This is a genomic window from Solwaraspora sp. WMMA2056 (assembly GCF_030345095.1).
Taxonomy (GTDB): domain Bacteria; phylum Actinomycetota; class Actinomycetes; order Mycobacteriales; family Micromonosporaceae; genus Micromonospora_E.
The window spans coordinates 4,582,897-4,607,793 of record NZ_CP128360.1 but is presented as its reverse complement, the minus strand read 5'-3'; the positions used below and the strand labels follow the sequence as shown (position 1 = coordinate 4,607,793).

Sequence of the window (24,897 nt, the reverse complement as noted above, 5' to 3'; positions counted from 1 at the left end):
AGCCGGAAAAGCGGGGGAGGACGGGTGCGGCAACCAGCCGACGGCGCTCACGCCACCGACGTGGCGGCGGCCGCCGCCGCCCGGCTCACCCGCCCCGGCCTCGTCGTCATCACCGGCGTGCCCGGCAGCGGCCGCACCACCACGCTGCGCCGCGTCGCCACGGCGTCGCCCGGCCCGGTCCACCCCGGCGGCGCTCTCACCGCCCTGCGCCACGTCCCCGCGTTCCCCCTCAGCCACGCCCTGCGGGTCCGGCTACCCACCCACGACGTGGCGCTGCTCGCCGAGGCGGTCCGCTCCCGGGTACGCCACGGCCTGCTCGTCCTCGACGACCTGCAGTGGGCCGACCCGGTCACCGTCGCCGCCCTGCCCGCCGTGGCCCGCCACTGCCGGGTCGTCGTCGCCCTGCGCACCCCGCACCCGCTGCCCGCCGCCGCCATCGACCCGCTGCGCGACGGCGACGCCCTGTGGCTGGCGCTCCCGGCGCTGGACCCGACGGCCACCGCCGACCTGATCCGCCGTACCGCCCCCGGCCTGGACCCGGCGACCGTCACCGACCTGGCCCGACGCGCCGGCGGCAACCCGCTGGCCGCCACCGCCCTGGCCCGCCACCGCACCGCCCGCACCTCGCCGCCGCCACCCGACACCACCGACCTCGACCAGGTCGCCTACGCCGTCGCCGCCGCCCTGGCCGACCTCACCCGGCCGGCCCGCACCGCCCTGGCCGCCCTCGGCCTGCTCGGCCGGCCGGCACCCGCCGCCGCTCTCGGCGACGGCGTCGCCGAACTCACCGACGCCGGCCTGGTCACCGCCGCCACCGGCCTGATCACCCCGGTGTCGCCGTACCAGGCCGACGTGGCCGCCGGCCTGCTCGACGCCGCCAGCCGCCGAGCCCTGCACCGACGCCTCGCCGACCTGGTCACCGACCCTCTGGAAGCCGCCCGGCACCTCGCCGCCGCCGGCGACACCGACGCCGCCTACCAGCGGGCCGTGACCGCTGCCGCCGACGCCACCACCGGCGGCGCCCGCGCCGAGGCGCTGCTGTTCGCCTGCGACCAGCCCGCCGCCACCGCCACCGTGCGGCTCGACGCGGCCCGGGCCGCCCTGACCACCGGCCGGCCCCGCCACGCCCTGACCCTGCTCGACGCCGCCGACTCCGACGTCAGCGACGAGGTCGCCGCCCTGCGCGCCGAAGCGCTGCTGCAGGCCGGGGAGCTCGCCGCCGCCCGCGCCACCGCCGCCGCCCTGGCCGCCCGCGTCACCGACCACCCGGCCGCCACGTCGCCGCCCGCCGCGACCGCCGACCGGGTGCTGCTGCTGGCCGACCTCGCCGTCGACCCGACGGCGGCGGCCCGCCGTGCCGCCGCCGTCACCGCCCGCCACGGCGCCACGCCGACCCACGTCGGCCTGCGCGCGGCGCTGGCCGCCGTCGCCGCCGCCGACCGCACCCCCGGCTGGGAACACCGGCTCGCCGGCACCGCCGCCTCGGCGGCCGCCGACGGCGACCTGCTGACCGCCCGGTGGAGCGCCTGGCAGCTGGTCGAGACCCTCACCGGCGACGGCCGGCTCGCCGAGGCCGCGCACGCCGCCACCGCCGCCGCGGCCGCCTGCGCCGCCGACCTGGCCTACAGCTGGCAGACCCGTTTCCTCGCCGCCCGCCTGTGGTGCCTGGCACTGCGCGGTGAACCGTCGGCAGGGGACCAGCCCGGCCCGGTCGGCGACGACCCGCCCGCACCCACCGACACACTGCCCACCGCCACCGACGCGCTGCTGCGCGCCGCCGCCGACCTCACCGACCGCACCCTGCCCGCCACCGCCCACCGCTACGCCACCGCCACGGCGGGCCTGCTCGAAGCCGACGGCGGACTGCTCGCGGCCGCCCGGGCCCGGCTCGCCGCCGCCACCACCGCGACCGCGCCGCCGCCGGGCCTGCTGGACTGGGTCGCCCGGGAAGCGGCCTGGCTCGACGGTCAACCCGACAGAGCCGCCGCGCCTGCCGGCACCGACCCGACCACCGGTGCCGCCGCTGCGCCGAGCGCGTCACCGCTGGTCGACGGACTGCGGCGGATCACCGCCCACTGGGCCGCCCACGACACCCCCACGGTGACACCGCCGCCGGCCGCCGGGACACCACCGACGCTGCCGGCACCGGTAGCGGCGACGCTGGCCGCCTGGTCGACGGCCGACCCGCGCCGGTTCGGCGCCGCCGCCGCCACCTGGCCCGACGTCAGCGTTCGCGAACAGGTCCGCTGCCTGCTCGCCCAGGGCCTGCACGAAGCCGACCCGCACCGCGCGGTGCCCGCCCTGCTCGCCGCGGAACGCATCGCCGCGCGCGCCGGCCTGGTCGTACTGCTGGGCCGCTGCCGACGTGCGCTGCGCCGGCACGCGGTACGCCGCGACGACCGGGGCACCCGCGACGGTGAGCTGCTCACCGGCCGGGAACGTGACGTGCTGCGGCTGGTCGCCCAGGGCGAGCCGACCCGCCGCATCGCCGGCCAACTCGGCATCTCCACCGAAACCGTGGAAACCCACGTCCGGGCCGGGATGCGTAAACTCGGTGCCCGCACCCGCACCGAAGCAGCCGCCCTGGCCATGGAGACCGACCGATGAGCGCACCGCCGCGCTACGTCCTGTCCAGCTCCACCGAGGCGAACGCCGTTCTGCGGCGGCTCGCCCGCGACGGCTGGACCGTCCGGGAAGGCTTCGCGTTGACCGAGGCCGCCTGGGACCTGACCGCCGCCCGACTGGCCCTGCACGGCCGGGTCACCGACGCCGACACCGTGGCCCTGGTGGCGCTGGCCGCCGCCCGGGGTGCCGCCGTCGTCGCGGTGGTCGACCCGGGCGGCGACGTCGGTCGGGCCCTGGTCGACGACCTCGGCCGGCTCGGCCCGGTGCTGCGCCACGGTGACGTCGGCCCGCCAGCGTCACCGGTCGACTCCGTCCTGGTGCCGGAGCAGCGGGCCCTGCTCGACCGGCTCGCCAACGGCGAGACGATCGCCGCGGCCGCCGCCGCCGAGTTCCTGTCGTTGCGGACCGCGAACCGCCGCATCGCGCAGGCCCGCGCGGCGTTCGGGGTCCGCACCACCCGCGAGGCCGTCCTGGCCTACCTGCGGCAACGCTCCCGCTGAACCGGCACCGGGTACGGCGCCGTCAGCCGCCGTCCGGTGCCTGGCCGGCGGCCGGGGCGTCGTCCGCCGCGTCGACCCGGCCCCGGCGGTGTCGCCGACTCACGTCGACCGGTCGGGTCACGTCGACGTGCCGGGGTGCCTGCGGCTCGTCCGGGCGCAACGCCGCCAACTCGTCGGTGAGGGCGTCGATGATCCGTTGGGTCGCGCGTTGCGCGGCGCCCGGCCGCGCCGGGTCGACCCCGGACAGGTCCACCGGGGCGCCGAAGTGGACCCGGACCACCGGGCGGCGCAGCACCGCCCGTAGCACCGCGCGGCCCAGGCCGCGGGGTGCCGCCCACGGCAGCACCTCGTGGGCCCCCCACTGGGCCACCGGCACCACCACCGCGCCGCTGGCCAGCGCGAGCCGCGCGGTACCCGTGCGGCCGCGTTCGGGCCACATCCACGGGTCGAGACCGATGCGCCCTTCCGGGTAGACCAGGACCACCGCGCCGCCAGCGACGGCCGCCACGGCGGCGTCGAGCGCCTGGGCGACGGTGTCGGTGCGCCGGTCGACCCGGATGTGCCCGGCGCGGCGCATCACCGGGCCGACCACCGGGGCCCGGAACAGCCCGCCGGTGGCGAGCACCCGGGGGGCGACCCGCCGCACGCGGCAGGCGGCGGCGAGCGCGACCGGGTCGAACGGGCTGATGTGGTTGGCGGCCAGGATCAGCGGTCCGTGCCGCAGCGCGTCCGGTACGTCGCCGGTGACCCGCAGCCGGGCGAGCAGCCCGACGACGATCCGGGCGGCGACCTGCAGCAGCCGCCACAGCGGCGGCGGCCGCCAGGGCGTCGGGGCAGGGGGAGTGGGGGTGTCCATCAGCGGTCGATCGTCGCACAGTCCGGCCCGCCACGGGCGCCCCGTGCCGACCGTCCCGCGAGGGTCGGGACCGACGGCCCTCTCCCGTCGGGACCACCGCCCCTGGCCCGTTCCACGACAGGTTGTAGTATGTACTACGCCTTGTAGTAACTAGATGGGGGAGCCGTGGACGCGCTCGACATAGCCCGCTGGCAGTTCGGTGTCACCACCGTCTACCACTTCCTGTTCGTCCCACTCACCATCGGCCTCAGCCTGCTCGTCGCCATCCTGCAGACCGCCTGGCACCGCACCGGCGACGACCGCTACCTCAAACTCACCAAGTTCTACGGAAAACTGTTCCTCATCAACTTCGCCATGGGCATCGTCACCGGCATCGTCCAGGAATTCCAGTTCGGCATGAACTGGAGCGACTACTCCCGGTTCGTCGGCGACATCTTCGGCGTACCCCTGGCCATCGAAGCCCTGCTCGCCTTCTTCCTCGAATCCACCTTCCTCGGACTGTGGATCTTCGGCTGGAACCGGCTCCCCAAAGCCCTGCACCTGGCCACCATCTGGCTCGCCTCGTTCGGCAGCATCATCAGCGCCTGGTTCATCCTCGCCGCCAACTCCTGGATGCAGAACCCCGTCGGCTACCGCATCAACCCGGACACCGGCCGCGCCGAACTCACCGACTTCATCGCCGTACTCACCAACAAGGTCACCCTCATCACCTTCCCGCACACCCTCGCCGGCTGCTTCATGGTCGCCGGCGCCCTCGTCCTGGCCGTCGCCCTCTGGCACCTCATCCGCCACCCCGACGGCCCCGACACCCCCGCCTTCCGCACCGCCACCAAGATCGGCGCCTGGACCACCCTGGCCGCCACCGCTGCCGTCATCATCACCGGCGACATCCAAGGCAAGATCATGACCCAGGTCCAGCCCATGAAGATGGCCGCCGCCGAAGGCCTCTACACCACCGAAAGCCCCGCCTCCTTCTCCGTCGTCACCGTCGGCACCCTCGACGGCAGCCGCGAAATCTGGGCCCTCAAGATCCCGTACCTGCTGTCCTGGCTGTCCACCGGCGACCCCACCGGCCAGGTCCAGGGCATCAACGACCTGCAGGCCCAGTACGCCGCCCAGTACGGCCCCGGCAACTACACCCCGATCATCCCCGTCACCTACTGGAGCTTCCGCTTCATGATCGGATTCGGCCTCGCCACCGCCGCCATCGCCCTCTGGGCCCTGTGGACCACCCGCTGCGGCCGCACCCCCACCGGACGCTGGCTGCTGCGCGCCGGCCTCACCCTGCCCGTCCTACCACTACTGGCCAACACCTTCGGCTGGATCTTCACCGAAATGGGCCGCCAACCCTGGATCGTCTTCGGCGAAATGCTCACCCGCGACGGCGTCAGCCGCAGCGTCTCCCTCACCGAAGTCCTCACCTCTTTCACCGCCTTCACCCTCATCTACGCCACCCTCGCCGTCATCGAGGTCAAGCTCCTCATCCGCTACGCCCGAAACGGACTGCCCGACCTCACCGACCCACCCCCACCGGACGACACCGACGACGACACCACCCTCGACCGGCCCCTCGCCGCCACCCACTGACCACCCCGGAGACCCCTCGTGGAACTCACCACCGTCTGGTTCGGGCTCATCGCCGTACTCTTCACCGGATACTTCATCCTCGAAGGCTTCGACTTCGGCGTCGGCATCCTCGCCCGCCTCATCGGCCGCACCGAACCCGAACGACGCGCCGCCATCACCACCATCGGCCCCGTCTGGGACGGCAACGAGGTCTGGCTCATCACCGCCGGCGGCGCCATGTTCGCCGCCTTCCCCGAGTGGTACGCCACCCTGTTCTCCGGCTTCTACCTACCGCTACTGCTCATCCTCATCGCCCTCATCCTGCGCGGCGTCGCCTTCGAATACCGCGACAAACGAGACGAACCCCACTGGCGCCGCCGCTGGGACAACGCCATCTTCATCGGCTCACTGCTACCCGCCGCACTCTGGGGCGTCGCCTTCGCCAACATCGTGCGCGGCGTACCCCTGGACGCCGACCACGAATACACCGGCACCCTGCTCACCCTGCTCAACCCCTACGCCCTGCTCGGCGGCGCCACCACCACCGCCCTGTTCGTCACCCACGGCGCCGTCTTCCTCGCCCTCAAGACCACCGGCGACCTGCGCCACCGCGCCCGCCGCGTCGCCACCTGGACCGGCCTGACCGCTGCCGCGCTCGCCGTCGGATTCCTCACCTGGACCCTCACCATCCGCGCCAACCCCACCGCCGTCGTCCTCGCCGTCACCGCCGCCCTCGCCCTCGTCGCCGGCCTGGCCGCCAACCAGGTACGCCGCGAAGGCTGGGCCTTCACCGGCACCGCCACCGCCATCGGCCTCGCCGTCGCCGCCCTGTTCACCGCCCTGTTCCCGACCGTCCTACCCTCCACCGGCGACCCCGCCGGCACCCTGACCACCACCAACGCCGCCTCCACCACCTACACCCTGACGATCATGACCTGGGTCGCCGCCGCACTCACCCCCGTCGTCCTGCTCTACCAGGGCTGGACCTACTGGGTGTTCCGCCACCGCGTCCACGTCACCGACCAACCCAGCCACTGACTCCACCAGCCACCGACCCGCACACGACGGTGCCCCCGGCGCGACCAACCACCGGGGGCACCACCCACAGGCCCGACGTCAACCCACCTCCGGCAACTCCGCCAACCGCGCCTCCACCTCCGCCAACTCCGCCCGCAACTTCTCCGCCTGCCGCTGCGCCTCGGCCCGCTCCGACGCCAGGATCTGCTCCACCGCCTCATGCACCCCCGGCACATCCACCAACGCCACCATCTTCAACGCCTCCGCCGGCCGGATCACGTACGGCTTCGCCAACGCCTTCGCGCCCTGCGCCGCCGCCACCGTCCACTCACCGTCGGCATACGCCAACGTCACCGTCAACCCGGCCGGCGCCTTCGGCTTCACCGCCTTCGCCGCCCGACGCGCCGGGCGCTGCGCACCCTCGTCCACCGTCGACTCCTCCACCTGCTCCCGCCGCGCCGGCACCACCACCGGCGGCTCACCCAACTTGAACTCCGGCTCCGGCACCACCGGCACCGGGTCGACCACCGGCTCCGCCGCCGGCCGCCGCGCACCCGCACCCCGCGGCGCCACCACCAGATCACCGGGGGAGAACGGCAACTCGTCACGACCGAACCGCACCACCACCCACTCGTCGGACACCGCCGGATCCGCCAGGCCCACCACCTGACCCACCTGCCCGGCGATCTGCCCCGCCGACTCGGTGAACATCACCTTCGGCTTACGCCCAGCAGCCACCGCCTCCCGGATCACCCCCAACTCCTCGTCCGACAACCCACCCGCACCAGCGCCCGCGGCAACCATCAGCACCCTTTCCGTCCGTACACCTGTTTGAGTGCTGCCTTCCTACCAGCCGCCGCCGACACCGCCGACCGCACCCCACCACCCCCGCTCACCCCGACGCGGCACCACCCGACCACACCCGACCCACCTGGCCGGCCGCCGCCGACCCCTGCCGCCACCCCGCCCGCGCCGCACCCGGCCGCCGCGCCGGATCCAGCAACCGCCGCCCGATCACCCGCCTCGCCGCCCGGTCCGGCGACACCACCACCACCACCTGCCCCGACAACCCCGCCACCTGCCGCGCCACCGGTGCCAACCAGCCCAACCCCCACGTGATCGGCGCCAACACCACCACCGACGCGTACCCCGCCGCCAGATCCGCGTTCGCCGCCGACCACATCCCACCGTCGATCAACCGCCGCCCACCGACCACCACCGGCGGCCACACCCCCGGCACCGCGCAACTCGCCGACACCGCGTCGACCAGGTCCACCCCCGGCCGTGACCCGTCGAACACCACCAGCTCACCCGTCTCGGCGTCCACCGCCGTCACCCACAACGGCCGCTCCGGCCACGACCACACCGGCAACGCCTCCTCGAACACCGGCCGCCGCGACACCGCCGACCCCGCCGCGAAGGCCGCCGCGTACCGGCCGATCCGCGCCCGCGCCCGCCGCCCGTCCCCGCTGCACACCGCCGCCCACAGCAGACACGACACCGCACCCGGACCCATCCGGTCCGTCGACGGCTCACCGGCCACCAGCTGCCCCGCGTACAACTGATCCAGATCCGCCCCCGAGCGCAGCTGCGCACCCACCACCGCGCCCGCCGACGTACCGACCACCAGATCCGCCACGCCCAACTCCACCCCGGCCCGCGCCAACCCGGCCAACACCCCGATCTGCCAGGCCACCCCGGTCACCCCGCCGCTGCCCAGCACCACCGCACGCCTACCCGCCATACCTGTCCTATTGCCCCGCGACGTCGGCGGTAACGTCACCGCCGACGACACACCGCAGGGGAGAGGAGACACCATGGCACCGGTCACCGTGGTCACCGGCGGCAGCCGGGGGATCGGCGCGGCCACCGTACGCCGCCTCGCCGCCGCCGGACACGACCTCGTCATCGGCTACCGGCGCGACGCCGCCGCCGCCCACGCGGTCCGCGACGACGTGCAGGCGGCGGGCCGCCGGGCGGTCACGGTCGCCGTCGACACCACCGATCCGGCGGGGGTCGCCGCGCTGTTCGACGCCGCCGCCGACCTCGGCGCGCTCACCGGCCTGGTCAACAACGCCGGCGTCACCAGCCGGATCGGACCCTTCGTCGACCTCACCGTCGACGACCTGCGCCGGGTCGTGGACGTCAACCTCATCGGGTACGTCCTCTGCGCCCAGCAGGCCGCCCGCCGGATGGGCGCCGGCGGCGCCATCGTCAACGTCTCGTCCGCCGCCGCCACCCTCGGCAGCCCCGGCGAGTACGTCCACTACGCCGCCGTCAAGGCCGCCACCGACGCCCTCACCGTCGGTCTGGCCAAGGAGCTCGGCCCCCGGGGCATCCGGGTCAACGGCGTCGCTCCCGGCACCGTGCACACCGACATCCACACCCTGTCCGGTGAGCCGAACCGACCGGACCGGGTCGCGCCGATGGTGCCGCTGCGCCGGGCCGGGCAGCCGCAGGAGATCGCCGGTGCCGTCGCCTGGCTGCTGGGCAACGAGGCGTCCTACACCACGGGGACGGTGATCCGGGTCGCCGGCGGCCTGTGACCCGGCCGGCGGACCGCCCAGCGGCCAGCGGCAGGCCCTGGCTCACGGCCGATCCGCGAACCGGGCGAGCTGCGTCAGGGACACCGGCACCGGATTGCCCGGCAGCGGCGTCGGTTCCCCGGAAGGATCGATCCGGTACCAGCCCTGGTCCGGGTTGAGCAGCGACGTCGGCACGTCGTCGTACACCTCGAGGAACAGCAGCGCCGGCTGACCGTCGACCAGCCCGGAGTCGGCGGACCGGGCCTCGTCGAGCGTCTGTTTGACCAGGACCGTGGTGCCCGTCGCGGCGTCGCCTTTGAACACCTGGGAGACGGTGACGCTGAAGACCTGGTGCGCCATGGTGTCGCCGTCACTGGAGATCGTGACGTCGCGGCGTTCGCCGCCGTCGGGGGTGCCGACGACGATCAGGTCGGCGGCGGCGTAGAGCGCCTCGGCGTCGGTGTACCACGGGTAGTCGGCGGTCTGTCCGTACGGGGCGCAGCCGGCGAGCAGCGCGCTGTGGACGAGGGCCGACAGCAGGGTCCGGCGACGGGTGCGCACCCGTCGATGGTACGGCTCGACGACGATCCCCGTACTGGTTCGATAATGTACATTATGTCAACTAGCGAGTGGTGGAGTCCTGCGTTCGGGGCCCGGGTCGGAACGCAGGCCGATGGCAGCTGGCCGGTTCATCGAGACTTGCGCCGCCGTCGCTGATGCGGCAGCTCCGGCGGCTGGCAGCCGTCCGCCGTCGCCGCGTCGCGGCGTGACCGGTCGTCGCCCGTGACGGGCCGCCCGGCGACCTTCCCTGCGGCGGCCCGTCACGGGCGCATCCGACGGCGCGTCAGCACCTTCCCTGGCCGTGGGCGTGGGTTGCCGCACTCGCCCCGCCGCTCTGGCCGCACCGCGAGAAGTGATGCATAATATCCGTTATGCACGATTTGTCGGATTATCTGATGGGTCAGGCGGTCGAGGACTTCCTCACCGACCGGGCCTCCCGTAAGCCCTCCCCCCACACCCTGCAGGCCTACCGCCGCGACCTGACCGCCGTACTGCGACTGATCGTCGACGACTCCCCCGCCGACGCGACCACCCCGACCGCCGCGCAGCTGCCGCTGAGTGCCGTCGGGCAGCGACAGCTGCGGGCGGCGTTCGCCCGGTTCGCCGCTCCCCGCTCCCCCGCCTCGGTGCACCGCGCCTGGTCGACCTGGAACTCGTTCTTCACTTTCCTGGTCGCCGAAGGCGCCGTGGCGGGCAATCCGATGCCCGCCGTCGGGCGGCCCCGCGCTCCGCTGCCGGTGCCGAAACCGCTGCGCGGCGAGGAGACCCCGGAAACGCTGCTGGCAGCCGCCGCCCGCGGCGACGAGCGCCAACGCGATCCCTGGCCGGAACGGGACCTTGCCGTCGTCGCGTTGGCGCTCTGCGCCGGCCTGCGTCTCGGTGAGCTGCTGGCGCTGCGGGTGGGGTCGATGACCGGCCGTGACGGCGAACGACGTCTCGAGGTGGCCGGCAAGGGCGGACGGTTCCGGACCGTGCCGGTGGAGCCCGCTCTGGACGCCGCGATCGCCGGCTACCTCGCCAGTCGGCGACGACGCTTCGGACCCCGGTCGGTACGCCCCGACGGTGCCCTGCTGGTCGACCGGGCCGGGGATGCCCTGCGCCGGGGCGGGCTGCAGTATCTGGTGCGGTCGTGCTTCCGGCGGGCCGGGATCGTCGAGCGGGTACCCCGTGGCGCGGCGCTGCACGCGCTGCGGCACACGTTCGCCACCCGGTTGGCCGAGGACGGCGCCAACGCCGCCGAGATCATGCGGCTACTCGGCCACGCGAGCCTGACGGCGAGTCAGCACTACATCGACGTCACGGCCGACCAGCAGCGGGCGGCGGTGCGGGCCAACCGGTCGAACCGGTCGCTGCAGCGGCTGGTGACGGATGCGTCACCGGTCACCGACCGGTGACGGTGACGACGAGCGGCCGGTGGTCGGAGACGTCGAGCGCGGGGGTGGCGACGTGGGTGACGGTGGTCAGGGCCGGTGGCGCGCCGTGTGGGTCGAGCAGGATGTGGTCGAGTTGGACGCGGGGTCGCGGTGTGGGGTAGGTGGGCCGGCGGGCCAGTGGCTGCCAGCCGGTGACGGCGGCGGCCAGCCCGGCCGGAAGGTTGAGGTCGCCGAGCAGCAGCCGTGGTGGTGGCAGCGCCCGCAGGGAACGGGTGACGGCCCGTAGTTGGCGCACGTTCCAGCCGGGAACGAAGGACAGATGGGTGGCGGCGACGGTGACGGGCCCGTGCGGGGTGTCCAGGACGGCGGTGAGCAGGACGCGGGGTTCGTCGCGTAACAGCAGCAGCCGGGGTGTCGGGTCGGCGACGAGGACGGGTGAGCGCACCGGGGCGGGGTCGAGCCGGGTGATCTGCCAGTGCCGGGCCGGGTAGCGGCTGATCAGGCTGACGCCGTAGCAGGGTTCGTCGTGGCCGTCGTGGTCGTGGTGGGGGGCACGGAAGGTGTCGCCGGGGGTGCCGACGATGGCGGCGGCGAAGCGGTGGGTGGCTGCGGCCAGGGCGGCGGCGGCGAGCGCGGTCAGGTCGTGGTGGGCGCTGCGGGGTTGGCCGCGGTCGACTTCCTGCAGGGCGAGGATGTCGGCGTCGAGGTTGGTGATGGCGGTGGTGATCCGGTGGGGGTCGACCTGGCCGTCGTGGGGTGAACGTCCGTGCAGCAGGTTGAAGGTGGCCATGCGCACGTGAGCACCCTACGGGGTGCGGGTTGTGGGAGGGTGTCGGGATGGTGGTGAAGGCGTTGTGCTGCTCGTCGTTGCTGTTCGTGGCGGTGGGCTGGTGGGGGGTGTGGGTGCGGCGGCGGCGGGGCCGGTGAGGGTGGGCGCAGGTGTTCCTGGCGTGGCGGGTGGCGTCGTGGGAATGGGGGGTGCGGTGTCGGGTGAGCGGTGTCCGGATGTGACGGCGACGGTGTCGGCGTTGCGGGGGTGCCGGCCGGAGCTGGTGTCGGCGGTGGAGGCTGCGGTGCCGGGGGCGCGGGCGGCGGTGCTGGCCCGGCTGTGGGGTGCGGTGGGGCGGGAACCGGTGACGGAGGTGGCTGGTCGGCGGGTGGGCGACGGCCGGTTGACGGTGACGCTGGCTGATGGGCGTGCGGTGGTGGGTCCGGCGGCGGCGGCGGAGTTGTTCGCCGCGGCCGGTCCGGGGTTGGCGGTGACGGTGGGGTCGGAGGTGGTGACTGATCCGGGGCGGCTGTTGACGGTGCTGGGGCTGGCGGGTGCCGGGCCGGTGGCGGCGGAGTTGGACAACAGTGTGGCGAACATGGCGTTGGCGCGGGGTGCGCGGGCGGTGGCGGTACGGCGTACGGGTGGTGCGGGTGTGGGGTTGACGCGGTCGCCGGTGGGGTGGGAGCAGGTGGTGGTCGACGGGCATCCGGTGCATCCGGGGTGTCGGGCCCGGGTGGGGATGTCGACGTCGGAGGTGTTGCGGTACGCGCCGGAGCATCGGCCGGTGGTGCCGGTGGAGTTGGTGGCGGTGCCGCCGGGGCGGTGGTTGACGACCGGGTCGGGGTTGGCGCCGTTGTTGCCGGTGCATCCGTGGCAGCGGGAGCATGTGCTGGGCGCGTATCCGTGGTTGCGTCCGACGGGTCGGGTGGTGCCGGTGCGGCCGTTGATGTCGTTGCGGACGGTGGTGCCGGTGTCGGGTGGGTCGTGGCAGTGGAAGACGGCGGTGGATGTGCAGATGACGTCGGCGGTGCGCACGGTGTCGGAGGCGGCGGTGCGTAACGGTCCGGTGTTGACGGCGGTGTTGTCGCGGTTGGCGCGGCGGGTGCCGGGTTTCGCGGTGTTGCCGGAGGTGGCGGCGGGTGCCGTGCTGGTGGACGGGGTGGCGTGTCGGTCGTTGGCGGTGGTGCGGCGGCGGGTGCCGCGGGTGGCGCCGGGGGTGCAGGTGATGCCGGTGGCGGCGTTGGCGGCGCCGGTGGGTGCTCCGGGTGGCGGGTCGGTGGTGGCGGGGTTGGTGCGGGCCGGGTACGGCGGAGATCCGGTGGGGTTCGTGGCGGATCTGGCGCGGGTGGTGGTGGCGCCGGTGGTGGCGATGCTGGGTTGGGGTGTGGGGTTGGAGGCGCATGGGCAGAACGTGGTGCTGGTGTGGCGGTCGGGGCGGCTGGTGGCTGCCTGGTATCGGGACGTGGGGGGTGTGCGGGTGGATTCGGTGGGGTTGGCGGCGGCGGGCGTGGGTGTGCCGTCGTTGGCTGGTGATGTGGTGGCGGAGGATTCGGCGGAGGTGGTGGTGACGGCGTTGGCGGCGGTGGGGGTGGCGGTGGGTGAGCCGGTGGCGGTGCTGGCGCGGGAGTTCGGGGTGGCGCCGGGGCGGTTGTGGCAGCGGGTGGGTGTGGTGGTGCGGGAGGCGGTGGCGGGGTTGCCGGCGGGGGCGCGGGGTCGGGTGGCGGGGGCGGTGTTCGGTGAGCGGTGGCCGGTGAAGGCGACGTTGTCGATGCGGTTGGCGCCGGATCCGTTGGCGGTGCGGTGGGCGTGGGTGGCGGGTCCGTTGGCGCCGTGGCGGTGAGCGGTCCGGTGGGGGCGGGTGACTGGGCGGGGGTGGGCCGGTCGTGTGGGTGTGTGCGGGGGTCGGTGGGGTTGGCGGCGGCGGTGGAGTCGGCGCAGGAGCAGTTGCGGGTGGTGGCGCCGGGGTGGGTGGTGGGGTTCCGGGCGGCGGTGCCGTGGGCGGCGCGGGTGGTGGCGGCGCGGTTGGTCGACGCGTTGTGTCGGGAGGATGTGGGGGCGGCGCGGGCGGTGTGGGGTGGGCGGGGTCGGTGGTACGGGTTCGACCGGTTCGTGGTGGATGAGCGGTGGGTGGCGGATCCGTGGGCGGTGTTGCCGGTGGAGTTGCTGGCCGCGCGGCGGGGGTGGGCGTTGGCGGCGGAGTTGACTGACGCGGTGGTGCATCTGGCGGTGGCGGCGGCGCGTCCGCCGGTGGCGGATGAGCCGGATGGAGTGGGCGGGCCGGACGGGTGGGCGGTGTGGGCGGAGCGGCAGGCGGTGACGGGTCACAATCTGCATCCGTGTGGCCGTACCCGGTTGGGGTGGTCGGTGGCGGACGCGGTGGCGCATGACGTGGGGTCGGCGGCGACGCGGGTGGGGTTCGTGGCGGTGCGGCGGGATCTGCATGTGGGTGACGATGTGGGGGCGTGGTTGCGGCGGTGGTATCCGCAGGTGCCGGCGGCGCCGCCGGGGTGGGTGGTGCAGCCGGTGCATGTGTGGCAGGGGTCGCGGGTGGTGGCGCGCCGGTACGCCGATCTGGTGGCGGCGGGGGTGGTGCGGTTGTTGCCGCAGGTGGTGTCGGCGGTGCCGACGGCGGCGGTGCGCACGGTGCTGTTGCCGGCGGGTGTCGACGGGAGGCGGCGGTATCTGAAGGTGTCGTTGGACATTCAGGTGACGTCGACGCGGCGGACGATTTCGGTGGCGAGTACCCGTAACGGGCCGGTGTTGTCGTCGGTGTTGTCGTCGGTGGTGGCCGACGACGAGGTGGCGTCGGCGCGGTTGGTGTTGTTGCCGGAGGCGGTGGGGGCGGCGGTGACCGTGGGGTCGGGCCGGGATGTGTCGGCTATCGGACGGGAGGGCCTGGTGGGCCGGCTGGTGCCGGGTGAGGTGGCGGTGCCGGGGGTGGCGTTGGTGACGGGTCGGGAGTTGGCGGCGCGGGTCGCGGCGTTCGGCCGGGTGCGGGGGTTGGTGGGGGCGGCGGCGGCGTTGGGGTTCGTGGCGGCGTACGTCGGGGTGGTGGTGCCGCCGGTGCTGCGGTTGGCGACCCGGTTCGGGGTGGCGTTGGAGGCGCATCTGCAGAACTGTCTTCCGACGTTTCGCGGTGGGGTGCCGTTCCGGTTGGTGGTGCGGGATTTCGCGGGGTTGCGGTTGGCGGGGCCGCGGTTGGCGGCGGCGGGGGTGTCGGTGGGACTGGCGCCGGGGTCGGTGGTGGCCACCGACGATGTGGCGGTGATGCGGGCGAAGGTGGGGTACACGCTGTTGCAGGCGCATGTGGGTGAGCTGGTGCGGTCGGTGGTGGATGGCTTCGGGGTGGACGAGGTGGCGGCGTGGCGGGTGGTGCGGTCGGTGGTGGACGAGACGTACGAGGTGTTGCGGGGTGAGCGGGGGTGTGCGGGGTGGGCGGCGGAGGATCATGCGGCGTTCACGGCGTCGCTGGTGGCGCACAAGGCGTTGGTGCGGATGCGGTTGGCGGGGTCGGGTGACCTGTATGTGCCGGTGCGGAATCCGATTTCGGATGTGGGGTTCTCCGGTGGCGGGCCGGGGGTGGCGCGGTGACCGGGGGCGAGGTGGCGGGTGGTGGCCGGGTGGTGCGGCTGCCGGGTTCGGTGTCGGCGGTGGTGGCCGGGTTGGCGGCGGCGGAGGAGCCGGTGTGTGCGTACGTGTACGACCGGTCGGTGTTGCGGGGGGCGGCGCGGCGGTTGCGGGCGGTGCTGCCGGCGGGGGCGCAGGTGCTGTACGCGATGAAGGCGAACGGGCATCCGGCGGTGGTGGCGGAGTTGGCGCGGGAGTTGGACGGGGTGGAGGTGGCGTCGGGGGGTGAGTTGGCGGTGGCGGTGGCGGCGGGTGCGCGGCAGGTGGTGTTCGGTGGGCCGGGTAAGACCGATGGGCAGTTGGTGGCGGCGGTGGCGGCGGGTGCGTTGGTGAACGTGGAGAGTGTGTCGGAGTTGCGGCGGTTGGATGTGGTGGCGCGGGCGGCGGGTCGGCGGGTGTCGGTGGCGGTGCGGGTGAACCGGCCGGGTGGCGGGTTGTCGGGTAGTCACGCGATGGCGGGGGTGGCGACGCAGTTCGGGGTGGACGAGGCGCAGCTGGGTGAGGTGGTGGCGGCGGCGGCGGGGTTGTCGGGGGTGCGGCTGGTGGGGTTCAGCCTGCACGCGGTGTCGAACAACCTGGACGCGGTGGCGCACGCGCGGTTCGTGGTGGCGGCGGTGGCGTGGGCGGTGGCGGCGGGTCGCCGGTTGGGGGTGGCGGTGGAGTACGTGAACGTGGGTGGCGGGTTCGGGGTGGACTACGTCGGTGGTGGCCGGTTCGATCTGGCGGCGTTCGGTGCGGGGTTGGCGGGGTTGGTGCTGCCGGCGGGGCTGCGGCTGGTGTTCGAGCCGGGTCGGTGGTTGGCGGCGGACGCGGGCTGGTACGCGGCGCAGGTGGTGGATGTGAAGTGCACGCAGGGCCGGTGGTTCGCGGTGGTGCGGGGTGGGACGCATCATTTCCGGTTGCCGGCGGCGTGGGGTTACGACCATCCGTTCGCGGTGGTGCCGGTGCGGCGGTGGCCGTACCCGTTCGCGCGGGCGCAGGTGGCGGGGGCCGCGGTGGATGTGGCGGGTGAGTTGTGTACGCCGCGGGACGTGTTGTGCCGGGGGCAGGTGGTGGGGCGGCTGCGGATCGGTGACGTGGTGGTGTTCGACCGGGCGGGCGCCTACGGGTGGGACATCTCGCACCACGATTTCCTGCGGCATCCGTATCCGCGGGTGGTGGTGGTGTGAGGCGGGGTCAGTGGCGTGTCCAGTGGGCGGCGCGGATCTCGCGGAGGGCGCGTCGGCGGGTGTCGCCGCGCAGGGTGTCGACGTAGAGGCGGCCGTCGAGGTGGTCGGTTTCGTGTTGCAGTGCGCGGGCGAGGAAACCGGTGCCGGTGATGGTGACGGGTTCGCCGTGCTGGTCGACGCCGTCGACGCGGGCGTGGCGGGCGCGTGGGGTCGGGAAGTACAGGCCGGGGATGGACAGGCAGCCTTCGTCGTCGGTGTCGATGTCGGTGTCGTCGGCCGGGTGCAGGTGGGGGTTGACGACGTGGCCGCGGTGGCCGTCGGCGTCGTAGACGAACACGCGGGCGCCCACGCCGATCTGGGGTGCGGCGACGCCGGCGCGGCCGGGGGCGCCGAGCAGGGTGTCCATCAGGTCGGTGACGAGGTCGCGCAGGGACCGGTCGAAGGTGGTGACGGGTTCGGCGGGGCTTCGCAGCACGGCGTCGCCGATGATCCGGATCGGGCGCATCGTCATGGCTGTCAGGTTAGTGGCGGCCGGTCGGTCACCGGCGACGCGGGCGGGTGTGTGCAGGTTGGCGACGGGTCTTCATGGGAGCGCTTCCAGGCCGATCGGTTCGACCTGCCTCGGCCGAAGGGTGGATTCTTGCGTCGGCAGGCCGTCACTGGCCCGGAACGGTGTCGTTCGGCTTGGTAACGTTCATCACTGGTCATGTGAACCATGACACAGCGCCCCCACAGTCCGGAGATCCCGATGTGCCAGCACCAACCGACCTGTCCCTCGTCAGACGCCACCGACCGTGAAGCGGCCCGCGTGATCGCCTGCTTCCCCGAGCAGGGCTGGAGCCTGCTCTGCAACGGCGTCATCGTGTTCGAGGACACCGGCGAACTGCTCCCCGACGGCAGCAGCATCGCCCCACACCGCGGCCCCGCCCGGCACGCTCTCGCCGCCTGACCGCGCCGCCCCTCGAAGGCTCACCGTCGAGCCGATCCTCCCCTCAGGTGCCGCACCGGGCGGCGAACCCGCCGCCCGGTGACCGCGCCCACCCGCCGCGACACCGGCGTCAATCGCCGTACTCCTGCGGCGGCGGACACGCACACATCAGATTCCGGTCGCCATAGGCGCCGTCGACCCGCCGCACCGGCGGCCAGTACTTGCCACCGGCGGCCTGACCGGCCGGAAACGCCGCCACCGACCGCGGATACGGCAGCGACCAGTCATCGGCGACCACCATCGCCGCCGTGTGCGGCGCCTGCCGCAACGGACTGTCCGCCACCGGCCACACCCCCTGCGCCACCTGGTCGATCTCCGCCCGGATCGCGATCATCGCCGCGCAGAACCGGTCCAGCTCCGCCAGGTCCTCACTCTCGGTCGGCTCCACCATCAACGTGCCCGCCACCGGGAACGACATCGTCGGCGCGTGGAACCCGTAGTCGACCAGCCTTTTTGCGACGTCCTCCACCGTCACCCCGGTCGCCTTCGTCAACGGCCGCAGATCCAACACACACTCGTGCGCCACCAGACCCTTGTTACCGGCGTACAGCACCGGGAAATGTCCCCGCAGCCGCGCCGCCACGTAGTTCGCCGCCAACACCGCCGAACCGGTCGCCCGCACCAGCCCGTCGGCACCCATCAACCGCAGGTACGCCCACGGAATCGGCAGAATCCCCGCCGACCCGTACCGGGACCCCGAAATCACCGGCCCCGCACCCTCGACCAGCGGATCCGCCGGCAGGAACGGCGCCAGATGCGCCCGCACCGCCACCGGACCCACCCCCGGGCCGCCACCACCATGCGGAATGCAGAACGTCTTGTGCAGATTCAGATGCGACACGTCCGCGCCGAACCGGCCCGGCCGGGCGTACCCCAGCAACGCGTTCAGGTTCGCCCCGTCGACGTACACCTGGCCGCCGGCGTCGTGCACCCGGGCACACAGATCCGCGATGCCGTCCTCGTACACCCCGTGCGTCGACGGATACGTCACCATGATCGCCGCCAAGGTGTCCCGGTGCGCGTCGATGAGCCGCTGCGCGTCGGCCACGTCCACGTTGCCGTCGACATCGCAGCCCACCACCACGACCCGCATGCCCGCCATCACCGCGCTCGCCGCGTTCGTGCCGTGCGCCGACGACGGAATCAGACACACCGTCCGCTGCCCCTGCCCCCGCGACCGGTGGTACGCGCGGATCGCCAGCAACCCGGCCAACTCCCCCTGCGACCCCGCGTTCGGCTGCACACTGACCGCGTCGTAGCCCGTCACCTCCGCCAGCCAGCCCTCCAACTCGCCGATCAGCTGCCGGTACCCGGCCGTCTGCTCCGCCGGCGCCAACGGATGCACCTCGGCGAACCCCGGCCAACTGACCGGCTCCATCTGCACCGCCGCGTTCAGCTTCATCGTGCACGACCCCAGCGGGATCATGCCCCGGTCCAGGGCGTAGTCGACGTCCGCCAGCCGCCGCAGGTACCGCATCATCGCCGTCTCACTGCGGTAGGCGTGGAACACCTCGTGGGTGAGGAACTCGTCGGTACGCCGCCACTGCGGCGGAATCGCCGCCGCCACGTCACCGTCGTGGCCGGCCACCCCGAACGCCGCCCACACCACCGCCAGGTGCTGCGGCGTCGTCGTCTCGTCACACGACACCGCCACCGTGTCGGCGTCCACCAGCCGCAGGTTCACGCCCCGCTGCGCCGCCCGCGCCACCACCCGCGCCGCCTCGCCGGGCACCGTCGCGGTCACCGTGTCGAACAGCGGCCAGTCGCCCACCCGTACCCCACCGGCGGCCAACCCGGCGCGCAGCCGCACCGCCGACGCGTGCGTGCGCGCCGCGATCGCCCGCAGCCCCTGCGGCCCGTGGTACACGGCGTACATCGCCGCCAGCACCGCCAGCAGCACCTGCGCCGTACAGATGTTGCTCGTCGCCTTCTCCCGCCGGATGTGCTGCTCCCGGGTCTGCAACGCCAACCGGTACGCCCGGTCGCCGGCCGCGTCCCGCGACACCCCCACCAGCCGACCCGGCAGCATCCGTTCCAACCCGGCCCGCACCGCCAGATAGCCCGCATGCGGGCCACCGAACCCCATCGGCACCCCGAACCGCTGCGACGTGCCGACCGCCACATCGGCGCCGCACGCCCCCGGCGGACGCAGCAGCGTCAACGCCAACAGATCCGCCGCGACCGTCACCAGCGCACCCACCCGGTGCGCCGCCGCGATCACCGCCTCGTCGTCACGGACCCGGCCCGACGCCCCCGGCCACTGCAGATGCACACCGAAGAACTCCGCCGGCAGACCCGCCGCCACATCGCACACCCGCACGTCGATACCGAGCGGCTCCGCCCGGGTCCGCAGCACCGCGACCGTCTGCGGCAACGCGTCGGCGTCCACCACGTACACGTCGCTGGTGGACTTCGACGCCCGCCGCGCCACCGTCATCGCTTCCGCCGCCGCCGTCGCCTCGTCCAACATCGACGCGTTCGCCGTCGCCAGCCCGGTCAGCTCCGACACCATCGTCTGGAACGTCAGCAACGCCTCCAACCGGCCCTGGCTGATCTCCGGCTGGTACGGCGTGTACGCCGTGTACCAGGCCGGGTTCTCCAACACGTTGCGGCGGATCACCGCCGGCATGTGGGTGCCGTGACACCCCAGACCGATCATCGACACCGCCGGGGTGTTGGCCTGCGCCATCGCCCGCAGAGCCGCCGTCACCTGCGGCTCACTGAGCGGCTCCGGCAGGTCGAGGCGGTCCCGCCACCGGATCACCTCCGGGATCGCCGCGTCCATCAGATCGTCGACACTGGCGTACCCGACGACGTCGAGCATCCGACGCTGCGCCGCCGGATCCGGGCCGATGTGCCGATCGGCGAACGTCAACTCCCCCGCCGGCTCGGACACCGTCGCCGACAGGTCAGGGTACGGAAACGAAACAGACACCAGGCGGCTCCCGGGGCAGAGGTCGACACGCAACCTCCCCCTCTGTCAGCTACGCCGCCTTCAGAGTCGCCAACCCGCGTGGTCCTTCTGCCTGAGAGGTTCCGGGGAGGATTTGCCCCTTCGGCGCCGCCCGCCGAACCAGCGGACGATCTCTCCCACACGGGTGCACAGCGGCACCTACGCTACCGGCAACTTACCGACGCCGCTGCGGTGACCTCGATCACCACCACGAAAACAACCCCTGCGGGGCCACTCAGCCGGCCCGCCGGCGCGCCCGCCGCGCCGCCAACTCGTCACCGGCGGCCACCGGCGGCTCCTGCGCCGGCTCCGTCACCGCCGGCTCCGCCGGCAACTGCGACAACGACCCCTGGATCTCCTTGAACGCACCGCCGATCGCGATCCCGAACACGCCCTGGCCGCCCTGCAGCAGATCCACGACCTCCTCCGGGGACCGGCACTCGTACACCGTCGTCCCATCCGAGATCAACGTGATCCCGGCCAGATCCGCCACCCCCCGCGACCGCAACGTGTCGATCGCCTTCCGGATGTTCTGCAACGACACCCCGGCGTCCAACAGCCGCTTGACCACCTTCAACACCACAAGGTCGCGGAACGAGTACAGCCGCTGCGAACCCGACCCGGCCGCGTCACGCACACTCGGCACCACCAACGCCGTACGCGCCCAGTAGTCCAACTGCCGGTAACTGATGCCGACCGCGTGGCAGGCCGTCACGCCGCGGTAGCCGACCAGATCCTCATCCGGCCCGACACCGTCCACATGATCAGACGACCCCGGATCCGGCTCTCGCTGCGCGGGCATACCGAAACCTCCCCGTCAGTGCGGCCCACACCCGGGACGGAACATGAGCCCATCGACAAGGCCAGCCTAACGCCAGCTGGGAGCCGTACCAGGCAACTGACCACGCGACACGCCGCACACCCGCGGCCACGCCCCGCGCACCCGTACACCGGATCACCCGACCCGGTGCACGACCTCACCCCGCGAAATCCTCCGGACGCACCTGATCCAGGAACTCCCGGAACTTCTCGACCTCGTCCTCCTGCTCATCCGGAATGACGATGCCCGCCTCGGAGAGCACCTGCTCAGCACAACGAATCGGGGCACCCACCCGCAACGCCAACGCGATCGAATCGCTGGGCCGCGCCGACACCCGCACACTGTCACCGATCACCAGATCCGCGTAGAACACGTTGTCCTTCAACTCGGTGATCTCCACCGCCTGCAACGGCGCCCGCAACGCCGCCAGGATGTCCCGCAACAGATCATGCGTCAACGGCCGGGCCGGCTTCACCCCCTGCTGCTCGTAGGCAATCGCAGTGGCCTCCACCGCACCGATCCAGATCGGCAGATAGCGGTCCCCGTCGACCTCACGCAGCAGCACGATCGGCTGGTTGGTGGGCAACTCCACCCGCACCCCGACCACGCTCAGCTCACGCACCGCCGCCTCCGTGTCGTCGTCACCAAACCCGCTTCCGGCCCTCCCTGCACGGTACACGGACCACCGCGCAACCGTCCGGCCACGCCCGCCAGCTCACCGGCCCACCGTCGGGCGCAACCCCGAGCGCACCAACGCCGCATGCAGCCGCTGCGACAAACCGACCAGCTCAGTGGCCGTCTCCGCCGCCCGCGCCCGCGCCGCCGGATCGGTCTGCCGCGCCAACGGTGCCACCAACTGCGCGAACAGCCCGACCTCCCGGTCCGCCGCCGCCCGCACCGCCCGCAGGTGCCGCACCTCCAACCCGTGCCGCAACAACCCGGCCACCGCCGACGCGATCACCACCGCGTCCGCGTCGTACCAGCCGGGCGCATCCGCCACGACCAGACCGAGCCGCTCCACCTCAGCCAGCGTCGACGACTCCAGACCGCTACGTTCCAACAGCTCCGTGCGGCTCCACCGCGACTGCGCCGCCGGAGCCGGCACCGGCGGCGGCCGACCCGGCACCTCACCGGACGGCCCCACCGCCACCAACGCCGGCCGGGTCCGACCCGCCGCCGGACCCGCCTCGGCATCCTGACGCGCCAACTGCTCCCGGATCACCCGCAACGGAAGATACTGGTCCCGCTGCGCCGTCAACACGAACCGCAGCCGGGCCACGTCCTCCCAGCTGTACTTGCGGTAACCCGACGGGGTACGCCGCGGCTCCACCAGCCCCTCAGCCTCGAGGAACCGCAACTTGGAGATCGTCGTGTCCGGAAAATCCGGACGCAACTCGGCCAGCACCTCACCGATACTCATCAACGGCGCCGAGGTCACACCATCCCGGGCCGCCGCCTGCTCACTCACCACGACACCCCCGGCTCACCACCGGCGTCAGCCACACCACGCACGGCACCACCTCCGCACGCACCCCGGCATCAGCCGCGGCCAGCCTCCTCGTCCGGCCGCGGACCAGCGATGAAGACCAGCCGGAACTTACCGATCTGGACCTCGTCACCATTGCTCAGGGTCGCCGCTTCCACCCGCTCACGATTGACATAGGTGCCATTCAGGCTACCCACATCGCGCACGGTGAAGGTACCGACGTCACGGTGAAACTCCGCGTGCCGCCGCGACACCGTCACATCGTCCAGGAAGATGTCACTGTCCGGATGCCGGCCGCTCGTCGTCACATCATGGTCCAACAGGAACCGGGCCCCCGCGTTCGGACCCCGCCGCACCACCAGCAACGCCATCCCTGGCGGCAGCGAACCCGACATCCGGCTCGGCACCACATCGGCGTCCGGCCCCTCCAACACTTCATCGAGCGAACCGAGATTCAACGTCGACGTGACGTCGAGCGGGGGGAACTCGTCGTCTGGGCGAGTCATGGACCACCTCACGGATCTGTTGTTCGGTTCGCGTCGGGTCTGTCGGGCAAGCCACCAACCCTTGATGGATCGCAAGGCGCAAGCTCCCCCATGCCGGTACGGCAATTACTCCGCAACGCTCGACTGTAGTTGGCTTCTCGGACGACTGGGCGAGCCTAGCCAGCGCCGAAAACTAGGGTCAACAAGACTCGCGGGCACACGATACAACGCCCCCCGGACACCCGTCAGCGCTCGGTGAGCTCCCGGTACGCCGCCGCGTCGAGCAACCCGCCCAACGCCTGCGGATCCGACGGCTCCACCCGCATCAGCCAACCCGCCCCGTACGGGTCCGAATTGACCGTCTCCGGCGCGTCCACCAGCGCCTCGTTGCACGCCACCACCGTGCCACTCACCGGCGCGTAGATCTCAGACACACTCTTGGTCGACTCGATCTCGCCACACGGCTCACCCGCCGAAACCTCGGAACCGACCGCCGGCAACTCGACGAACACGATGTCACCCAACGCGTCCTGCGCGAAATGAGTGACCCCCACCCGCACGGCGCCGGCGTCGTCGCCCGCCACCCACTCATGCTCCGCGGTATACCGCAGATCCTCTGGAATCACGGCCGGTCCCTCACCTCTGAGCAGCACACCACTGACAACCCCCACCGGAGCGGGGCACCCGCCCGGTCAGGAGACCGGACGCGCGTAACGCAACTGGATCGGGGCGCTCGTGGCCGACACATCGACCACATCGCGTTCCTCGACGATCACCGTACCGCCGTCACCCGACACCGACGCCACCACCCCACCCGGAATGTTCAACGCCGTGCGCATCGTCGACGGATCCCCGATCGCCACCACCTCGTACGGGCCGGTCAACCGCACCCCGTCGACCTCCACTCCACCATCGCCATCCAGGAAGTACGTACTCGCCACCACCCGCACCGACCGGCCGTCACCCCCACCGATCTGCATCGCCTCCGCACCCGCCCCACGCAACTCCTGCACCGCGTCCAACAACTCCGACGCCCGGATCGGCTCCCGACCCGCCACGAACCGCACCCGCAGACCCGGCCCCTGCGCCGGCAGACCACCGCCGAGCACACCCAACTCGTCCGCCCGCCGCGACGCCTCCGCCAATGCCGCCGCCCGACCCTGCGCACCCGAGGTCAACTGCCGCTGGCTCTCCTCCAGCTCCGCGATTTCCTGCCGCAGGCGCTCCTCACGCGCCTCCAGATCCGACAGGATCCGCACCAGGTCCTCCTGACGGGCGGCCGTCAACGTCGGATCCGTGGAATTACTCCGCACCTGCACCACCAGGGTGAACCCGAGCAGCACCAACAGCCCCACAATGATCAACCCCGCCGGTGAGGCCGCCATCCGCGACCACCGCGCCCGCACCGACCCACCGTTACCGCCATCACCACCGCCATCGGAAGGCACCGCCCCACCCGCTGCGACCGAACCCTCACCCGGCACAACCGGCGGCGCGGCAGTGGCGGCGGCCCCGGACACCGGAGCATCCTCCTGCGGCCAACCGGTCCCTGTCTGCCTACGTTGCGTCATCGC

Annotated in this window: 23 protein-coding genes and 1 riboswitch; of the genes, 10 read left to right on the top strand and 13 right to left on the bottom strand. The window is 73.0% G+C overall.

The annotated features are described in order from the left end of the window. Positions 1 to 24: 24 nt before the first annotated feature. The gene (locus tag O7608_RS20745; protein ID WP_289206191.1) at positions 25 to 2,607 is read left to right on the top strand and encodes a helix-turn-helix transcriptional regulator; all 2,583 of its coding nucleotides are present in this window, start codon (positions 25 to 27) and stop codon (positions 2,605 to 2,607) included. Next, positions 2,604 to 3,125: a LuxR family transcriptional regulator gene (locus O7608_RS20740; protein WP_289206190.1), complete on the top strand. Its 522-nt coding sequence runs from the start codon at positions 2,604 to 2,606 to the stop codon at positions 3,123 to 3,125. Before O7608_RS20745 ends, O7608_RS20740 begins: the two co-directional genes overlap by 4 nt. 22 nt (positions 3,126 to 3,147) lie before the next feature. On the opposite strand, the gene O7608_RS20735 is transcribed toward O7608_RS20740, so the two are convergent. Then, on the bottom strand, positions 3,148 to 3,981 hold the full coding sequence (locus tag O7608_RS20735; protein ID WP_289206189.1) for a lysophospholipid acyltransferase family protein: 834 nt from the start codon (positions 3,979 to 3,981) through the stop codon (positions 3,148 to 3,150). Between the two features lie 165 nt (positions 3,982 to 4,146). On the opposite strand from O7608_RS20735, the gene O7608_RS20730 reads away from it, so the two are divergent. Further along, positions 4,147 to 5,568: a cytochrome ubiquinol oxidase subunit I gene (locus tag O7608_RS20730; RefSeq protein WP_289206188.1), complete on the top strand. Its 1,422-nt coding sequence runs from the start codon at positions 4,147 to 4,149 to the stop codon at positions 5,566 to 5,568. Positions 5,569 to 5,586: 18 nt separating this feature from the next. After that, positions 5,587 to 6,585: a cytochrome d ubiquinol oxidase subunit II gene (cydB, locus tag O7608_RS20725; RefSeq protein WP_289206187.1), complete on the top strand. Its 999-nt coding sequence runs from the start codon at positions 5,587 to 5,589 to the stop codon at positions 6,583 to 6,585. Between the two features lie 78 nt (positions 6,586 to 6,663). Here cydB and O7608_RS20720 read toward each other — a convergent pair whose 3' ends face one another. Together O7608_RS20720 and O7608_RS20715 are read right to left on the bottom strand one after the other, a co-directional pair. Continuing rightward, positions 6,664 to 7,368, bottom strand: coding sequence for a hypothetical protein (locus tag O7608_RS20720; protein ID WP_289210961.1), 705 nt, complete (start codon positions 7,366 to 7,368; stop codon positions 6,664 to 6,666). A gap of 88 nt (positions 7,369 to 7,456) precedes the next feature. After that, positions 7,457 to 8,308 (bottom strand): patatin-like phospholipase family protein, encoded by an 852-nt coding sequence (locus tag O7608_RS20715; protein WP_289206186.1) that lies wholly within the window; start codon positions 8,306 to 8,308, stop codon positions 7,457 to 7,459. Positions 8,309 to 8,381: 73 nt separating this feature from the next. Between O7608_RS20715 and O7608_RS20710 the strand changes: the two genes are divergently transcribed. Then, on the top strand, positions 8,382 to 9,110 hold the full coding sequence (locus O7608_RS20710) for an SDR family NAD(P)-dependent oxidoreductase (RefSeq protein WP_289206185.1): 729 nt from the start codon (positions 8,382 to 8,384) through the stop codon (positions 9,108 to 9,110). Between the two features lie 42 nt (positions 9,111 to 9,152). Here O7608_RS20710 and O7608_RS20705 read toward each other — a convergent pair whose 3' ends face one another. Next, entirely contained in the window at positions 9,153 to 9,650 is a 498-nt protein-coding gene (locus O7608_RS20705) for a hypothetical protein (protein WP_289206184.1), read from the bottom strand. A 371-nt stretch (positions 9,651 to 10,021) separates the two neighbouring features. On the opposite strand from O7608_RS20705, the gene O7608_RS20700 reads away from it, so the two are divergent. Beyond that, the gene (locus tag O7608_RS20700; protein WP_289206183.1) at positions 10,022 to 11,044 is read left to right on the top strand and encodes a tyrosine-type recombinase/integrase; all 1,023 of its coding nucleotides are present in this window, start codon (positions 10,022 to 10,024) and stop codon (positions 11,042 to 11,044) included. Here the strand turns inward: O7608_RS20700 and O7608_RS20695 are convergent. Next, positions 11,031 to 11,819 (bottom strand): endonuclease/exonuclease/phosphatase family protein, encoded by a 789-nt coding sequence (locus O7608_RS20695; RefSeq protein WP_289206182.1) that lies wholly within the window; start codon positions 11,817 to 11,819, stop codon positions 11,031 to 11,033. The genes O7608_RS20700 and O7608_RS20695 overlap by 14 nt on opposite strands. Positions 11,820 to 12,030: 211 nt before the next feature. On the opposite strand from O7608_RS20695, the gene O7608_RS20690 reads away from it, so the two are divergent. The 3 genes from O7608_RS20690 to O7608_RS20680 are packed head-to-tail and all read left to right on the top strand — an operon-like array spanning position 12,031 to position 16,591. Beyond that, positions 12,031 to 13,635: an IucA/IucC family protein gene (locus tag O7608_RS20690; RefSeq protein WP_289206181.1), complete on the top strand. Its 1,605-nt coding sequence runs from the start codon at positions 12,031 to 12,033 to the stop codon at positions 13,633 to 13,635. A 53-nt stretch (positions 13,636 to 13,688) separates the two neighbouring features. Further along, positions 13,689 to 15,386, top strand: coding sequence for an IucA/IucC family protein (locus O7608_RS20685; protein WP_289206180.1), 1,698 nt, complete (start codon positions 13,689 to 13,691; stop codon positions 15,384 to 15,386). Beyond that, entirely contained in the window at positions 15,383 to 16,591 is a 1,209-nt protein-coding gene (locus tag O7608_RS20680) for an alanine racemase (RefSeq protein ID WP_289206179.1), read from the top strand. The genes O7608_RS20685 and O7608_RS20680 overlap by 4 nt, the downstream gene beginning before the upstream one ends. A gap of 7 nt (positions 16,592 to 16,598) precedes the next feature. On the opposite strand, the gene def is transcribed toward O7608_RS20680, so the two are convergent. After that, entirely contained in the window at positions 16,599 to 17,102 is a 504-nt protein-coding gene (gene def / locus O7608_RS20675; RefSeq protein WP_289206178.1) for a peptide deformylase, read from the bottom strand. 237 nt (positions 17,103 to 17,339) lie between these two features. Here def and O7608_RS20670 point away from each other — a divergent pair, with 237 nt between their 5' ends. After that, positions 17,340 to 17,540 carry a DUF5999 family protein gene (locus tag O7608_RS20670; protein WP_282229304.1) on the top strand — a complete coding sequence of 67 codons (201 nt, stop codon included), beginning with the start codon at positions 17,340 to 17,342 and terminating at the stop codon, positions 17,538 to 17,540. 109 nt (positions 17,541 to 17,649) lie between these two features. Here O7608_RS20670 and gcvP read toward each other — a convergent pair whose 3' ends face one another. The 7 genes from gcvP to O7608_RS20635 all read right to left on the bottom strand — a co-directional run bounded on the left by gcvP (position 17,650) and on the right by O7608_RS20635 (position 24,894). After that, positions 17,650 to 20,454, bottom strand: a complete 2,805-nt coding sequence (gene gcvP / locus O7608_RS20665; RefSeq protein WP_289210960.1) for an aminomethyl-transferring glycine dehydrogenase — start codon at positions 20,452 to 20,454, stop codon at positions 17,650 to 17,652. Positions 20,455 to 20,583: 129 nt separating this feature from the next. Beyond that, positions 20,584 to 20,682: riboswitch (glycine riboswitch) on the bottom strand. Positions 20,683 to 20,767: 85 nt separating this feature from the next. After that, a complete protein-coding gene (locus O7608_RS20660) occupies positions 20,768 to 21,334 on the bottom strand; it encodes a MerR family transcriptional regulator (protein ID WP_289206177.1) in 567 nt (188 codons plus the stop codon). 175 nt (positions 21,335 to 21,509) lie between these two features. Beyond that, on the bottom strand, positions 21,510 to 21,974 hold the full coding sequence (locus O7608_RS20655; RefSeq protein WP_289206176.1) for a bifunctional nuclease family protein: 465 nt from the start codon (positions 21,972 to 21,974) through the stop codon (positions 21,510 to 21,512). 93 nt (positions 21,975 to 22,067) lie between these two features. Beyond that, on the bottom strand, positions 22,068 to 22,772 hold the full coding sequence (ftsR, locus tag O7608_RS20650; protein ID WP_289210959.1) for a transcriptional regulator FtsR: 705 nt from the start codon (positions 22,770 to 22,772) through the stop codon (positions 22,068 to 22,070). A 119-nt stretch (positions 22,773 to 22,891) separates the two neighbouring features. Further along, a complete protein-coding gene (odhI, locus tag O7608_RS20645; protein WP_289206175.1) occupies positions 22,892 to 23,344 on the bottom strand; it encodes an oxoglutarate dehydrogenase inhibitor Odhl in 453 nt (150 codons plus the stop codon). A 224-nt stretch (positions 23,345 to 23,568) separates the two neighbouring features. Continuing rightward, positions 23,569 to 23,949: a glycine cleavage system protein GcvH gene (gcvH, locus tag O7608_RS20640; protein WP_289206174.1), complete on the bottom strand. Its 381-nt coding sequence runs from the start codon at positions 23,947 to 23,949 to the stop codon at positions 23,569 to 23,571. A gap of 66 nt (positions 23,950 to 24,015) precedes the next feature. Next, positions 24,016 to 24,894 carry a DUF881 domain-containing protein gene (locus O7608_RS20635; protein ID WP_289206173.1) on the bottom strand — a complete coding sequence of 293 codons (879 nt, stop codon included), beginning with the start codon at positions 24,892 to 24,894 and terminating at the stop codon, positions 24,016 to 24,018. Between the last annotated feature and the right edge of the window lie 3 nt (positions 24,895 to 24,897).